12 protein-coding genes are annotated in these 14,616 nt (G+C 71.5%); 6 read left to right on the top strand and 6 right to left on the bottom strand.

Annotated features, from left to right (window positions below; all coding sequences use genetic code 11):
- Positions 1-31: 31 nt before the first annotated feature.
- The 5 genes from P0L94_09745 to P0L94_09725 form a co-directional block, all read right to left on the bottom strand.
- Positions 32-226: a hypothetical protein gene (locus tag P0L94_09745; GenBank protein ID WES62743.1), complete on the bottom strand. Its 195-nt coding sequence runs from the start codon at positions 224-226 to the stop codon at positions 32-34.
- Between the two features lie 61 nt (positions 227-287).
- Complete coding sequence (locus tag P0L94_09740) at positions 288-482, bottom strand: hypothetical protein (protein ID WES62742.1); 195 nt, start codon at positions 480-482, stop codon at positions 288-290.
- A 257-nt stretch (positions 483-739) separates the two neighbouring features.
- The gene (locus P0L94_09735; protein WES62741.1) at positions 740-1,909 is read right to left on the bottom strand and encodes an AI-2E family transporter; all 1,170 of its coding nucleotides are present in this window, start codon (positions 1,907-1,909) and stop codon (positions 740-742) included.
- A gap of 90 nt (positions 1,910-1,999) precedes the next feature.
- Positions 2,000-4,693, bottom strand: coding sequence for a cation-translocating P-type ATPase (locus P0L94_09730; protein ID WES62740.1), 2,694 nt, complete (start codon positions 4,691-4,693; stop codon positions 2,000-2,002).
- A gap of 87 nt (positions 4,694-4,780) precedes the next feature.
- Positions 4,781-5,452 carry a TetR family transcriptional regulator gene (locus tag P0L94_09725; GenBank protein WES62739.1) on the bottom strand — a complete coding sequence of 224 codons (672 nt, stop codon included), beginning with the start codon at positions 5,450-5,452 and terminating at the stop codon, positions 4,781-4,783.
- Between the two features lie 152 nt (positions 5,453-5,604).
- On the opposite strand from P0L94_09725, the gene sucC reads away from it, so the two are divergent.
- Together sucC and sucD are read left to right on the top strand one after the other, a co-directional pair.
- A complete protein-coding gene (sucC, locus tag P0L94_09720) occupies positions 5,605-6,768 on the top strand; it encodes an ADP-forming succinate--CoA ligase subunit beta (GenBank protein ID WES62738.1) in 1,164 nt (387 codons plus the stop codon).
- 35 nt (positions 6,769-6,803) lie between these two features.
- Positions 6,804-7,706, top strand: coding sequence for a succinate--CoA ligase subunit alpha (gene sucD / locus P0L94_09715; GenBank protein WES62737.1), 903 nt, complete (start codon positions 6,804-6,806; stop codon positions 7,704-7,706).
- Between the two features lie 76 nt (positions 7,707-7,782).
- On the opposite strand, the gene P0L94_09710 is transcribed toward sucD, so the two are convergent.
- The gene (locus tag P0L94_09710; protein WES62736.1) at positions 7,783-10,407 is read right to left on the bottom strand and encodes a hypothetical protein; all 2,625 of its coding nucleotides are present in this window, start codon (positions 10,405-10,407) and stop codon (positions 7,783-7,785) included.
- Positions 10,408-10,435: 28 nt separating this feature from the next.
- Between P0L94_09710 and P0L94_09705 the strand changes: the two genes are divergently transcribed.
- From P0L94_09705 to purH, 4 genes are all read left to right on the top strand, one after another.
- Positions 10,436-10,876, top strand: a complete 441-nt coding sequence (locus P0L94_09705) for a nitroreductase family deazaflavin-dependent oxidoreductase (protein WES62735.1) — start codon at positions 10,436-10,438, stop codon at positions 10,874-10,876.
- A 92-nt stretch (positions 10,877-10,968) separates the two neighbouring features.
- Positions 10,969-12,351, top strand: coding sequence for a DUF6350 family protein (locus tag P0L94_09700; protein WES62734.1), 1,383 nt, complete (start codon positions 10,969-10,971; stop codon positions 12,349-12,351).
- Between the two features lie 9 nt (positions 12,352-12,360).
- Positions 12,361-12,963: a phosphoribosylglycinamide formyltransferase gene (purN, locus tag P0L94_09695; GenBank protein ID WES62733.1), complete on the top strand. Its 603-nt coding sequence runs from the start codon at positions 12,361-12,363 to the stop codon at positions 12,961-12,963.
- Positions 12,964-12,993: 30 nt separating this feature from the next.
- Positions 12,994-14,601, top strand: coding sequence for a bifunctional phosphoribosylaminoimidazolecarboxamide formyltransferase/IMP cyclohydrolase (gene purH / locus P0L94_09690; GenBank protein ID WES62732.1), 1,608 nt, complete (start codon positions 12,994-12,996; stop codon positions 14,599-14,601).
- Positions 14,602-14,616 lie beyond the last annotated feature (15 nt).

Here is a 14,616-nt window from a genome sequence, read left to right as displayed (position 1 = left end):
GTCCCGCCCCGCCCGTCCCCAGCGGCAGAGGTCAGCCGGTGTGCGCCGCGACCAGTCGCGTGCGGGGGCGCACGAGCCCCGTGAACCAGTCGGTCACGACGGCGAATCCCGTGGGCCGCTTCTTCGCGGCGCCGCGCTCGTAGTGGGCCAGGATCATCTCGTTCTCCCGGGCGAGCTCGGCGGCCCGATGCGCATCCAGCTTCTGCGCGGTGTAGACCGTGTACATGGCGTTCTCCCTTCGCTCGGTCCGTTGCCTGTGAGGAGTCGGGAACGGGCGGTCTGATACGTCAGTGCGCGGACGCGACGCGGTGTAGCCGCCGGGGCGCGACGAATCGCAGGACGCGCGCGATCACCCCGCTGTGCGTGTACGGCTCCGCCGATGATGCGCGCTCGCGCTGTGCGCGGATGATCGCGTTCTCGCGGTCGAGCTGCGCGGCGCGGTGGTGGTCGAGGCGGTAGGCGGTGAAGGTCGTGCTGTCCATCGGTTCGTCTCCCTGTCGCAGCCGGTGATCCGGCGGTCCGTGCTGACAGGTACGACGATGCTCCCTAAGGGGGTGCGCCCCCATCGGGAGGATGCCCTATCTTCGGCGCCCGGATGCCGCCGATCGGCTCGGTTCTGCCTCAGGCATGTCCCACTTCTCGCCGCTGCGAAGCGCGTCAGGCGGCCAGAAGTGGGACACGTCGACCGTGAGGCCGAGGACTCGGGCGTGGCGGAGGACCCGGGTGCGGCGGACGGGGCTCAGTCCCCGGGATCGAGGGCCACCTGCGGGTTCTTCTTCGGACGCGCCCACCGGGCGGGCAGGTCCTCTCCGTACCACACCTGCACGATGCCCCAGGCCACCGCCGTGATCGGAACGGCCAGGACCGCGCCGAGGATGCCCCCGACCGTGGTGCCGGCGGCGAGGGCGACGAGCACGACGAACGCGTTGAGCTTGGTCTGACGCCCCATCAGGACCGGCTGCAGGAAGTTGCCCTCGAGCTGCTGCACCAGGATGATGACCCCGACCACCAGGACGGCGTTGAGCCATCCGTTCGCGACGAGCGCGACGAGCGCGGCGAGGATGCCGGCGATGGTCGCGCCGACGATCGGGATGAACGCCAGGAGGAACACCAGCACGGCCAGCGGAATCGCCAGCGGCACCTGCAGGATGAGCAGGCCGATCAGGATGCCGATGGCGTCGACGAGTGCGACCGACGCGGTGCCGCGCACGTACGAGCCGAGCGTGACCACGGTCTTGTCGCCGATGCGCTGCGCTCGCTCGTACGCCGCCCCGGTGAACGGCCGGAGCACGAACTCCCACATCTGCGGGCCGTCCTTGAGGAAGAAGAACAGGATCACGACCATGAGCACGAGTCCGGTGATGAAGCTCGCGACGGCGCTGACACCCGCGATGGCCCCCGAACCGAACTGGGCGCTCGTGACGAAGTCGATGAGCTGCGCGGTCCAGTCCGCGATCTGATTGTCGCTCGGGGCGAACGGAAGCGTGTCGATCCAGGCCAGCAGCGACAGCAGGCCTTCCTCGGCCTGGCTGTACAGCTCCTCCCACTGATCCTGCACCGCCCACGTGATGAGCCAGCCGACGCCGGTCAGGATGACCAGGACGGCGAAGAGGGAGATGACCGTCGCGAGCACAGAGGGAACGCCGCGCTGCCGCATCCACGTCATCACCGGTGCGAAGGCCGAGGCGAGGATGAGCGCGATCGCGAGCGGGATCGACACGAGCGTGACCTGCTGGATCGCCCAGATGATCCCGGCGGCCACGGCCACGACGAGGATGATCTGCAGCGCGCGTATCGCGAGGCGTCCGAAGCCGTCGGCCCACAGGCTCCACGGCGCCCGGGTCGCCTTCAGATCGGCATCCTGCGACGCAAGCTCGATCGTCTTCGGGGTGCGAGTGAACAATCCCATGCACCAGACAGTAGCCACCCGGCGCGCTGCCGGTCGACACGACCCCGCCGATCCGGTGGTGTCGCAGCGACCGGCGGCGACGCGACCGCGCTACGACTGGGCGCGCGCCCGCCGCACCACCTTGCCGAGTTCGATCAGCACCGCCGGCGCGACCGCCAGGCCCAGGCTCGCCAGCCACTGCATCCCGGTGAGGCTCGTCGTGCCCACGAAGTTCTGCATGAACCCGACCTCGACGGCGACGACCGTCAGGGCGAACGGGATCGACAGCCACTTGACCGCGCCGAGGATCGGCGCGGCGAGTCCCGACTCGGGGTCGCGGCGCAGCACGAGTCCGTAGAACACCGATCCCAGCGCCATGACGACGAAGGCCATCGTCACCGGGACGTTGGGCTCGGTCGAGCTCAGCTGGCCGGGAAGCGCCAGCAGCGGCACGAGGGTCGCGATGAACAGCAGGGACCCGTACACGAGCCATGCGGTCACGGCGCCGCGGTTCGCGATCGTCTTCTTCGGGTCGCGCGGGGGCTTGCGCATGATGTCGTCCGGCGCCGGGTCGAGCATGATCACGATGACGGGGAAGACCGTGATGAAGAAGTTCAGGAACAGCACCATGATCGGCGACAGCGGAACGCCGTTGTTGATGTCGAAGACGGATGCCGCCAGGAACAGGATCACCAGGGCGAACAGCTGCGCCATCTGGAACCGCACGTAGCCGACGACCTTGTCGTAGATCGCCCTGCCGAGCTTGACCGCCGTGACCAGCGTGCCGAAGTTGTCGTCGACCAGGATCATCTTCCCGGCCTGCTTCGTGACCTCGCTGCCCGATCCCATCGCGACGCCGATGTCGGCCTGCTTGAGCGCGGCGGCGTCGTTGACGGCGTCGCCGGTCATCGCCACGATCGCGCCGTCCTCCTGCATGAGCCGCGCCAGGCGCAGCTTGTCCTGCGGGGTGACGCGTCCGAACACGTGCAGGTCGGGGAGCTTCTTCTTCAGCTCATCGTCGCTCATCGCCTGGATGTCGGCGCCGCTGGCGGCTCCGGGGCCGAGCCCGAGCTTCGCGCCGATCGCCGCGGCGGTGATCGCGTGGTCGCCGGTGATCATGCGGACCTCGATGCCGGCCTCGCTCGCAATGCGCACGGCCTCCTTGGACGAGGGCCGCAGCGGGTCGATGATCCCGACGAGGCCCACGAAGGTCAGCTCCTCGACGGCGCTCATCGGGTCGGCGGGCAGCGGCTCGTCGAGGTCGAAGCGCCGCACCGCGAAGGCGAGGACGCGCAGGCCCTGCTCGGACAGCTGGCGGTTGGCCTCGACGATCGCGTCCCGCTGCTGGTCGATCGGCACGACGCCCGCCGCCGTCGCGGCGGTCGTGCAGCGGGCGAGCACGACGTCGGGGCCGCCCTTGACGAAGGCCCCCTGCACCGGCGTGCCGGTGAAGTTCACGCGGTGGAAGGTCGCCATGAACTTGTACTCGGAGTCGAAGGGCACCTCGGCGAGCCGCGGGTACTCGGCGCGCGTGAGCTCGGCGTCGACGCCCATCTTCGCCGCGAGCACGATGAGCGCCGCCTCGGTCGGGTCGCCGACCACCTCGCCGTCGTCGGAGACCGTGGCGTCGCTGCAGAGGGTGAGCCCGTAGGCGAGGCGCTCGAAGTCGGGGACGGGATGGCCGGCGACGCCGCGGATCTCGCCGTGCTTGGCGTAGCCGGAGCCGGCGACGGAGTACCAGTCGCCGAGGTAGTACAGCGACTCGACCGTCATCTCGTTCATGGTGAGCGTGCCGGTCTTGTCGGAGTTGATGGCGCTCGTCGCGCCCAGTGTCTCGACGTCGGTGAGGTTCTTCACCACGGCGTTGTGCTCGGCCAGCTGCTGCGAGCCGTACGACAGCATTCCCTGCACGAAGGTCGGCAGGCCCGTCGGGATCGCCGAGATCGCCATCGAGATGCCCAACAGGAGCACCGAGGCGATCTCCTGACCGCGCACCAGCCCGACGACGACGATGACGGCCACCGCGCCCCAGGCGATCCATCCGAGGACGCCGGTGAGCGAGTCGAGTTCGCGCTGCAGCGGCGACTTCGCGTGCTTGACGGCCGAGAGCATCGACGCGATGCGCCCCATCTCGGTGTCCATGCCGGTCGCGGTCACGACGGCGGTGGCGGTGCCGCGCGTGACCTGCGTGTTCTGGAACACCATGTCGGAGCGGTCGCCGAGCGTCGTATCGGGATCGGCGACGGTCGCGGCGTCCTTGGCGATCGGCGCGCTCTCGCCGGTCAGCGCGGCCTCCTGCGTCTCGAGCGTCGCCGATCGCAGGATGCGCGCGTCGGCGGGCACGACGTCGCCGGCCTCGAGTTGGATCACGTCGCCGGGGACGAGCGTCGTCGCATCGATCTGCTTGAGAGACCCGTCGCGCGTCACGCGTGCCTGCGGGATCTGCATCTTCGCGAGGGCGTCGACCGATGCGAGCGCCTTCATCTCCTGCCGCGTGCCGAGCACCACGTTCAGGATCACCAGAGCGCCGACCAGGATGCCGACGCTGAGCTGGTTGATGACGATGCTGATGACCGAGACGGCGACCAGCATGATGTTCATCGGGTCGGCCAGGGTGCGCAGGCCCACCTGCCACACCGAGGGCGGCGGCTCGGAGGCGATGGCGTTGGGCCCGTGCTCGGCGAGGCGCTTGTCGGCGTCGGCGCTGCTCAGGCCGCGATCGCGGTCGGAGCCGAGCGCGGACACGACATCATCGGCGTCGCGGGCGAACCAGGCAGCGGTGGACGAGGTCTCCGTCGCGGTCATGGCTCCGAACATACTCGTGCGACGCGTGCCCTCGCGGGTCTTTCGGTCCGCGTCCTCGGCGCGCCTCGTCGGCGCCTGACGGTCCCGTCAGTCCAGCTGTGCGCCGAGGCGGCGGGCGACCTCGGCACGCGGCATCCGCTTGGGGAAGACGGCGACCACGACATCGTCGTCCGCCGGTTCGGGGTCGTCCAGCACGCCGAATCGGCGCATGGCGTCGTCCAGCGCCCTCCGCAGCGTCGCGACGGGCACGCGCTTGGGGCCGCGCAGCAGCTGCCGAAGCACGTGGTTGTGGACGGCGGTCACCAGTGCGGCGAACCCGACCGCGTCGAGCGGGTCGATGCCCGGCAGCGCATCGCGCAGGTACTCGTCGAACAGGCGCTCGTAGCGGAAGACGGTGATGATCTCGCGTTCGCGGAGCGCCGGCACCTCGCGGACGACGCCGTAGCGGCGCCTCGCGAGCTCGGGGTCGGCGGCGAAGTGGCTGAACACGCGGACGGATGCCTCGCACACCGCGTGCCACGGATTCGCGTGCGGCTTGGCGAGGAACTGACGCAGCTCCTCGAGCAGCTGTTCATGGTCGGTGAAGATCACATCGTCCTTGCCGCCGAACTGGCGGAAGAACGTCGAGCGCGAGACGCCCGCGGCCTGGGCGATCTGCTCGACCGAGGTCTGATCGAAGCCCTGGGCGGCGAAGAGCTCCAGCGCGGCGGCCACGACCGCCGTGCGGGCGGCGGGTGCGCCGGACGCGACATCGCTCATATCCCGAGCCTAACGGCACCCGGCGGCGGTCACACGGTAAGAACCGCCTCGCCGCCGGTAGTAGGCTGGGGGATCGGTCGAGTCTCTCGACGTCAAGACAATCCCGGCGCCGGCTGCCGGCGCCGCCCATTCGCCACAGCGAAGGACTGCACGTGGATCTCTACGAGTACCAGGCACGCGATCTGTTCGAGAAGTACGAGGTGCCGGTGCTCGCCGGCATCATCGCGGACACCCCGGAAGAAGTGAAGGCGGCGGCCGAGAAGATCGGCGGCGTCGTCGTCGTCAAGGCCCAGGTCAAGACCGGCGGCCGCGGCAAGGCCGGCGGCGTCAAGGTCGCCAAGACCCCCGACGAGGCCTACGAGGCCGCGAAGGCCATCCTCGGCCTCGACATCAAGGGCCACATCGTCAAGCGGGTCATGGTGGCCCAGGGCGCGCGCATCGCCGAGGAGTACTACTTCTCGGTGCTGCTGGACCGCGCCAACCGCTCGTACCTGAGCCTGTGCTCGGTCGAGGGCGGCATGGAGATCGAGGAGCTCGCGGTCGAGCGCCCCGAGGCTCTCGCGCGGGTCGAGGTCGACCCGATCGCCGGCATCGACGCCGCCAAGGCGCTCGAGATCGCGAAGGCGGCGAACTTCCCCGACGAGCTGGCCCCCAAGGTCGCCGACGTCTTCGTCAAGCTGTTCGACGTCTACAAGGGCGAGGACGCCACGCTCGTCGAGGTCAACCCGCTGGTCAAGACCGAGGAGGGCGACATCATCGCCCTCGACGGCAAGGTGTCGCTGGACGAGAACGCCGAGTTCCGCCACCAGAACCACGCGCTGCTCGAGGACAAGGCCGCGGCCGACCCCCTCGAGGCAAAGGCCAAGGAGAACGACCTCAACTACGTCAAGCTCGACGGACAGGTCGGCATCATCGGCAACGGCGCGGGCCTGGTCATGTCGACCCTCGACGTCGTCGCCTACGCCGGCGAGAGCCACGGCGGCGTCAAGCCCGCCAACTTCCTCGACATCGGCGGCGGCGCCTCGGCCGAGGTCATGGCCGCGGGCCTCGACGTCATCCTCGGCGACCCGCAGGTCAAGAGCGTGTTCGTCAACGTCTTCGGCGGCATCACCGCGTGCGACGCCGTCGCCAAGGGCATCGTCGGCGCGCTCGCCGAGCTCGGCTCGACCGCGTCGAAGCCGCTCGTGGTGCGCCTGGACGGCAACCGCGTCGACGAGGGCCGCAAGATCCTCGAAGAGGCCAACCACCCGCTGGTGACCCTCGCCGCGACCATGGACGAGGGCGCCGACAAGGCCGCCGAGCTGGCGAACGCCTGACCGCCGAGACATCCGAGAAGGACTGGAAAACAAACATGTCGATCTTCCTTGACAAGGATTCGAAGGTCATCGTCCAGGGCATCACCGGCGGCGAGGGCACCAAGCACACCGCGCTGATGCTCAAGGCCGGCACCCAGGTCGTCGGCGGCGTTAACGCGCGCAAGGCCGGCACGACCGTGCTGCACAAGGACGCCGCGGGCGCCGACATCGAGCTTCCGGTGTTCGGCTCCGTCGCCGAGGCGATGGCGGAGACGGGAGCCGACGTGTCGATCGCGTTCGTCCCCGCCGCCTTCACCAAGGCCGCGATGGTCGAGGCCATCGACGCCGAGATCCCGCTGCTCGTGGTCATCACCGAGGGCGTGCCCGTCGGCGACACCGCCGAGGCGTGGGCTTACGCCCAGAGCAAGGGCAACACCACCCGCATCATCGGACCGAACTGCCCCGGCATCATCACCCCCGGCGAGTCGCTGGTGGGGATCACGCCCGCCAACATCACCGGCAAGGGCCCGATCGGCCTCGTGTCGAAGTCGGGCACGCTGACCTACCAGATGATGTTCGAGCTGCGCGACCTCGGCTTCTCGACGGCCATCGGCATCGGCGGCGACCCGATCATCGGCACCACCCACATCGACGCGCTCGCCGCGTTCGAGGCCGACCCCGAGACGAAGGCGATCGTCATGATCGGCGAGATCGGCGGCGACGCCGAGGAGCGCGCGGCGGACTTCATCAAGGCCAACGTCACCAAGCCGGTCGTCGGCTACGTGGCCGGCTTCACCGCGCCCGAGGGCAAGACCATGGGCCACGCCGGCGCCATCGTCTCGGGCTCGGCGGGCACCGCGCAGGCGAAGAAGGAGGCCCTCGAGGCCGCCGGCGTCAAGGTGGGGAAGACCCCGTCCGAGACCGCCGCGCTCATGCGCGAGATCATCGAGTCGCTCTGACCGACGGCGAACGAACGCCGGAAGGGGCGGATGCCGCATCGCGCGGCATCCGCCCCTTCCGCATGTCGCGCGGCGGTCAGCGGCGGAGCCCTGCGAGCTCCGACACGGCGCGCTCATAGGCCGGGGCCCGGTAGTAGGCGCCGTGCGTGCCGACCTCGACCATGTAGCCGCTGAGGTCCAGCTCCTCGGCGAAGCGGTCGACATCGTTGACGAAGCCGCCCTCGCCGGCCGCGGGGGCCGAGCTCATCGCGGGGAAGCCGAGGTAGTCGGTCAGGCGCCACAGGCTCAGCCACGGGACCTCGCAGCCGCTCAGCAGGGCGCCTCCGAGCGCGCCCGCTGGACGGTCCGCCCCCGGCTGCGCGCCCGCGGCTTCGCCGCCCTCGGCGGCGAAGTCGTCCCACCACGGGTCGTGCGCCAGCAGCCGCGGCGCGCGGCATCCGTGCGTGCCGAGGACCTGCGGGCCGAGCAGCTCCGGCAGAAGACGTCCGAACAGCGGCCGCAGCTGGACGCCGAACGTCAGCAGCGACACGCGCCCGAGCACGGGTCGCGTCTCGGGCGAGCTGGCCAGCAGCCCCAGCGCCGAGACCGCCAGAACGCCGCCCATCGAGTGCGCAGCGAGCACCGCCCGCCGTTCCGGCCGGTCCGTGAGCCACGTGAACAGGCGGCCGGCGATCTCGGGCACCGCGCGCTGCGAGTAGGGCGGCGGTCCGAACGGATGCCCCGCGCGGGGCAGGTAGCTCACGATGTCCCACACCACCCCGAGCGGACGCGTGCCCTCGCGCACGGATCCGCCGGCCAGCATCGCCACGAGGCCGAGTCCGACGACCGCGAGCGTCGGGATCGCGAGGTTCAGCACGTTCGCCGTCACCTGCGGCAGGGGCGTGACCGAGGCGAGCGTGTTGTCGTCCACGGCGTACGTCGCCCACGTCCACGCGAGCGAGCAGGCCACGGCCAGGCCCAGCGTGACGGCCGCGATCGCGCCGATCGGCTCGATCAGATGCAGCCGCGCGGCGGTCACGCGCTTGGCGCGGATCCGGGCGAGCAGCGTCGTCGGCGACGGCGGCAGCACGGCCGGGCCGACCGGGACGATCTCGTCGTCGGCACCCGCGGGAGCCCCCCAGGCCCGCGCGCGCGGGCGCATGTCGCGGCGGGGGAGGAGCACGGTCGCCGCAGCGACGGCCGCCGCCACGATGGCGCCCGCGAGCACCGCCGTACCGCCGGCGATGTACGACGACGAGATCAGCACGCCGTTCGCGGCAGCCCCCTGCTGCCGCACCAGCGTCGCCGCCCCCAAGCCGCCGTTGAGATAGTCGCCGGCGGTGACGGTCGCGATCGCGCTCGCCGCCACGGCGAGCGTCAGCGACACCGTCATGAACACCGCCGGCGCGCATCCCGACCACGCCGCGGCCCGCCGCGATCCGCGGCCGCGCCACGCGACCCCGCTGACGGCGATGGCACCGGCGACCATGATGATCACGAGGGGCGTGGCACCGGCGCCGTAGAGGCGGCTGACACCGACGTCGAGGGGCGTCTCGGGGATCGCCAGGAGCAGCTCGACGGCGGCGAACACCGCGAACGCACCGCCGAGGAACGAGCCGCTGAGGACGGACGACCGCGATGCGGCGGCCCGTTCGGGCGTCGAGACGCCCGGCGCCGGGAGCAGCACCGCGAGGACCGTCGTCGCCGCCAGGCCCGCCAGCGCGGCGGCGGCGAGCCAGAAGAAGGCCGTGAACATCGGTTCGCCGAACGCATCGCCCACGCACGCGCCCGACACGCCCAGTCCCTGGCAGTCGGTGTACCAGTCGAATGCCGCATGGGCTGCGAGGAACGCGGCGGTGAGCAGCAGCGCCGCGGCGAGGTGGACGCGCGCGAGGTGACGCGACGCCCGCGTCGACCAGAAGTGGGGGTGGGACAGCAGCGCCGAGGGCTCGCGGGTCGGCGTCGCGCCGCGGCCCACGGCTGCTCTCGGGGCGGACACCGCATCGCGGCGCATCCCGGGGAGCACGTCGTATCGCACGCGCGCCACGGCCGACATCAGCCACAGCACGCCGACGGCGGCCGCTGGGACGAGCCCGAGCAGAGCGAATCTCACACCGACCTGCCACTGCGACAGGGGTCCGAACACGCTCTGCATCGGCGCGCACATGGCCGGATCGGCCGCGCACTGCGCCGCGCCCACGTCGAGTGCCACCGTCGCGGCGGCACTCGTGAACAGCAGCGTCAGCATCAGGCCGAACAGCCTCGTCAGACCCGCCGTGATCCGCGGGCGCCGGTCGCCCGCCTCGGGGAGCCGCCTCGTCCAGTGCACCGCGTTGGCGATGCTGAACGGGAGCAGCAGGGCGTACACGACGCGCACGGCCGCACCCGCCAGGATGCTCAGCGCTCCGACGTTGCCCACATTCGGCGTCGTGCGGACCATGCCGCCCCACGAGTACGCCTCGCGCAGGATGCCCTTCGGCACGTAGCCGCGCCCGCCCTGCTCGATGGCGTCGAGGGCTGCGCCCTTCGGTCTCCAGAAGCTGCCGAGCTTGTCGCCGGCGACGAGCTCGACGTCCTCGGGGCGGAGGTCGAGCAGCGCCGGCGCCGTGGTGTTGTTCACGCCGTGCACCCGCAGCTCCAGCACGCGCGGCTCGTCGGCGCCCCGCAGAACATCCCTCAGCCCCACGGCGTCTCCCGTCCTGTCGGCGCGATCAGGCGCCATGCTAGCCAGCAGGTCGTACGGTGGGAAGATGCCGCTGACCGGAGAGTACAAGCCGTCGACCGCCGAATGGGCCCGCACCCAGGCCGAGAAGTTCGAAGCCTCGGGAGGGACCGAGGCGAACACGCTGCGAGGCGTGCCCATCATCGTGCTGACCACGGTGGGCGCCAAGACCGGAGCCCTTCGCAAGACCGCCCTCATGCGCGTCGAGCACGACGGGCACTACGCGGTCGTCGCCTCCAAGGGCGGCGCGCCGGATGAGCCGGTGTGGGCCGAGAACATGCGGCGGCACCCGCATGTCGAGCTTCAGGACGGCGCGGTCAAGCGCGACTACGCCGCCCGCGAACTCGACGGCGACGAGCGCGCCCTGTGGTGGGAGCGCGCGGCGGCGGTGTGGCCCGACTACGACGTCTACCAGACGCGCACCGATCGACAGATCGCCGTCTTCGCGCTCGAGCCGTTGCAGGCGTAGCCTCCGCGGGCGATCGACCGGTCCGACACGACGCGCGCCGGGCGCGCGCATCGCCGGGCAGGACGATGCGCCGAAGGTAGGGTCGATGGCGCATGCATCGCCTCACCGTCGTCATCCTCGCCGCCGTCGACGCCGCCATCGCGGTGGCCGTCGGCATCGCGGCCATCCTGGCCCCGCTCACCCTGCTGTGGGTGCTCGGGTTCGACGGCGCCGCCGATTGGGCGGCGCTGTGGCCGGCGAGCGCCACGATATGGCAGTTCGGTCATGCCGTGCCGGTCTGGGTGACCTTCCCGGGCGACTACATCGCCGCCACCGGCATCGACGTCGCCGCCGCGTCGTTCGTCCTGTCGCTCCCGCCGCTGGCCTTCGCGACGTTCACCGCGATCTTCGCCGCGCGATCGGGGGTGCGGGCGTCGCGGGCCGAAGCCTGGATCACGGGCGTGATCACGGGTACGGTCGTCGTGGCCGCGCTCGCCGCACTCGCGGCGCTGACCTCGTCGACCGCCGTCGCCGCGACCGAGACGTGGCAGGCGGTGCTGCTGCCGACGCTCGTGTACGCGCTGCCCGCGGCCGGCGGCGCGATCGTGACCGAATGGTCGGAGGCGGGCTCCGGCCGGGTCGCGCAGCTGCGCGACCGCGTCGAGGCGTCGCGCACCTGGGGCCCCGTGCCGGCGCTCGTCACGCGCGGCTCGGCCCTCGCCGTGGCCGGGCTCGTGGGACTCGGCGCCCTGCTCGTCGCGGTCGCCGTCGTCCTCGGTGCCGACGAGATGATCGCGCTGTTCGAGGCCGGGCACGTCGACGCGCTCGGCGCGACCGTGATCACCCTCGCCCAGCTCGCGTATCTTCCCACCGCCGTCGTGTGGGGACTCGCCTTCGTCGCGGGCCCCGGGTTCGCGCTCGGCGCCGGCACGGCCGTCTCGCCCGCGGGCACCCAGGTCGGCGTCGTGCCCGGCATCCCGATCCTCGGCGCCGTGCCCGAGTCGACGACGCCGTGGCTGCTGCTGCTCGCCCTCGCACCCGTCGCGGTGGGGGTCCTCGCCGGATGGATCGCACGCTCGCGGCTCGCCGCTCTCGAGGCGGATGCCGACCCGGCGCCGGCCGCCGAGACCGAGGCGATGTGGCCGCGCTTGGCGATCACCGGCGGCATCGTCGCCGTGTCGGCGGGCGCGGCCGCGCTGCTCGCGTGGCTCGCGTCGGGCGCCCTCGGCCCCGGCCGGCTGGCCGAGACCGGGCCGCAACCGGGGCCGGTGGCGCTGGCGGTCGGCCTCGAGATCGGCGTCGGCGCGGGCATCCTGCTGCTGTCGCCGCGCAGGCGCGCCGACGCGGACGACGACGAGGCCGGCCGCGCGTTGCGCGCAGATCGCGGTCCCGCCGATGACCGGCAGGCGAGCGACGATCAGGAGACGGCTCCGCTGCCGCCGATGCCCTCGCTGCGCCACGGAGGACCCCCGGGCGACGCGGACGCGCGTGAGTAGACTGATCAGGTGCTGACTGTCGCCGTCCTCATCTCCGGCGCGGGGTCGAATATGCGGGCCCTCCTGGAGGCGGCGGCCGACCCCGCATTCCCGGCCCGCGTGGTCGCGGTCGGGGCGGATCGTCAGGCCGACGGCTTCGCCCACGCCGAGGACTTCGGCATCCCGACCTTCCTCGTCCCGTACGCGCAGTTCCCCTCCCGCGAGGCGTGGGGAGACGAGCTCGGTCGCCAGCTCGACGTGTGGAACCCGGACCTGGTCGTGCTGAGCGGCCTCATGCGACTCCTGCCTGCGGCGCTCGTCGACGCCCGCTCGCCCCGCATCATCAACACGCACCCCGCCTACCTGCCCGAGTTCCCCGGCGCCCACGGCGTGCGCGACGCGCTCGTCGCCGGCGTCACGCACACCGGCGCGAGCGTCATCGTCGTCGACAACGGTGTGGATTCCGGCCCGATCCTGGCGCAGGAGCGGGTCCCGGTCCTGCCCGGCGACAGCGAGCACGCGCTGCACGAGCGCATCAAGCCGGTCGAGCGCCGGCTGCTCATCGACACCGTCCGTCGCGTCGCGACGGGTGAGCTCGACCTGGACGCCGTCACGGCGCACCAGCCCACCTGAACCCCGCCCCATCCCCCCAAGGAGCACCGTATGGCCGGCCCGAGCCACGACCCCGCCCTCTACCGCCCCCGCGACGTGGTGCCGATCCGCCGCGCGCTGGTGTCGGTCAGCGACAAGACCGACCTGCTGAGCCTGGCCGGCGCGCTGGCCGGCGCCGGGGTCGAGATCGTGTCGACGGGGTCGACGGCCGCCACCATCCGCGACGCCGGGTACGAGGTCACCGACGTGTCCTCGGTCACCGGCTTCCCCGAGAGCCTCGACGGCCGCGTCAAGACGCTGCATCCGGCCGTCCACGCCGGCCTCCTCGCCGACCTCCGCCTCGAAGACCACGAGAACCAGCTCGCCGAGCTCGGCATCCGGCCCTTCGAGCTCGTCGTGGTGAACCTGTATCCGTTCGTCGAGACCGTCCGCTCGGGCGCCGAGGGCGATGCCGTCGTCGAGCAGATCGACATCGGGGGTCCCGCGATGGTGCGTGCGTCGGCGAAGAACTACGCCAACGTCGCGATCGTCGTCTCGCCCGAGTCGTACCCGGCGATCATCGAGTCGCTCGGCGAGGGCGGCACGTCGCTCGCACAGCGCCGCGATCTGGCTGCGCGCGCCTTCGCGCACACCGCCGAGTACGACCGCGCCGTCTCGACATGGTTCGCCGAGGAGACGCTCGTCGACGAGGGCGATCTGCCGCAGCACCTGACGATCAAGGCGGAGCGGCTGGAGGTCCTGCGCTACGGCGAGAACTCGCACCAGCGCGCCGCCATCTACACCACGATCGGCGGCCACGGCATCGCACAGGCCACGCAGCTGCAGGGCAAGGCGATGTCGTACAACAACTACGTCGATGCGGATGCCGCGCTGCGAGCCGCGTTCGACCTGGTCAAGCCGGCCGTCGCGATCATCAAGCACGCCAACCCCTGCGGCATCGCCGTGACGGCGCCGCAGGCTCTCGATCCGATCGCGAGCGCCCACTTGCGAGCGCACGAGTGCGACCCGGTGTCGGCCTTCGGCGGCGTCATCGCAGCCAACCGCACCGTGACGCTGAAGATGGCGGAGAACCTGCGCGACATCTTCACGGAGGTCATCGTCGCCCCCGACTTCGAGCCCGAGGCGCTCGAGGTGTTCAAGCTGAAGAAGAACCTGCGCGTGCTCAAGCTCCCCGAGGACTGGAAGCAGGAGCGCATGGACGTGCGGCTGCTGTCGGGCGGTCTGCTGCTGCAGGACGCCGACCGCTTCCCGGACGACATCGAGTCGGTCGCGAAGGACTGGGAGCTGGTGTCGGGGGAGCGGCCGTCCGACGCCGACATGACCAACCTCATCTTCGCGTGGAAGACGTGCCGCGCGGTCAAGTCCAACGCGATCGTGCTGGCGAAGAACTCCGCCACGGTGGGCATCGGCATGGGCCAGGTCAACCGCGTCGACTCGTGTCGCCTCGCCGTCGAGCGGGCCGGTGACCGGGCTGCGGGATCCGTTGCGGCATCCGACGCGTTCTTCCCCTTCGCCGACGGTCCTGCCGTCCTCATCGCCGGCGGCATCAAGACGATCGTCCAGCCCGGCGGCTCGGTGCGCGACCAGGAGGTCATCGACGCGGCGCGCGAAGCCGGCGTGACGATGTTCTTCACCGGGGAGCGCCACTTCTTCCACTGAGCCGGCGCGGCCGGC

The sequence above is a fragment of the Microbacter sp. GSS18 genome (assembly GCA_029319145.1).
GTDB lineage: Bacteria > Actinomycetota > Actinomycetes > Actinomycetales > Microbacteriaceae > Microbacterium.
Note: the sequence above shows the minus strand (reverse complement) of the source record. Positions and strands in the feature narration are given on the sequence as shown.

Coding starts and splice junctions, on each gene's coding strand:
- P0L94_09745 (WES62743.1), bottom strand. CDS start 226: ATGTACACGGTCTACACCGCGCAGAAGCTGGATGCGCATCGGGCCGCC.
- P0L94_09740 (WES62742.1), bottom strand. CDS start 482: ATGGACAGCACGACCTTCACCGCCTACCGCCTCGACCACCACCGCGCC.
- P0L94_09735 (WES62741.1), bottom strand. CDS start 1,909: ATGGGATTGTTCACTCGCACCCCGAAGACGATCGAGCTTGCGTCGCAG.
- P0L94_09730 (WES62740.1), bottom strand. CDS start 4,693: ATGACCGCGACGGAGACCTCGTCCACCGCTGCCTGGTTCGCCCGCGAC.
- P0L94_09725 (WES62739.1), bottom strand. CDS start 5,452: ATGAGCGATGTCGCGTCCGGCGCACCCGCCGCCCGCACGGCGGTCGTG.
- sucD (WES62737.1), top strand. CDS start 6,804: ATGTCGATCTTCCTTGACAAGGATTCGAAGGTCATCGTCCAGGGCATC.
- P0L94_09710 (WES62736.1), bottom strand. CDS start 10,407: ATGGCGCCTGATCGCGCCGACAGGACGGGAGACGCCGTGGGGCTGAGG.
- P0L94_09705 (WES62735.1), top strand. CDS start 10,436: ATGCCGCTGACCGGAGAGTACAAGCCGTCGACCGCCGAATGGGCCCGC.
- P0L94_09700 (WES62734.1), top strand. CDS start 10,969: ATGCATCGCCTCACCGTCGTCATCCTCGCCGCCGTCGACGCCGCCATC.
- purH (WES62732.1), top strand. CDS start 12,994: ATGGCCGGCCCGAGCCACGACCCCGCCCTCTACCGCCCCCGCGACGTG.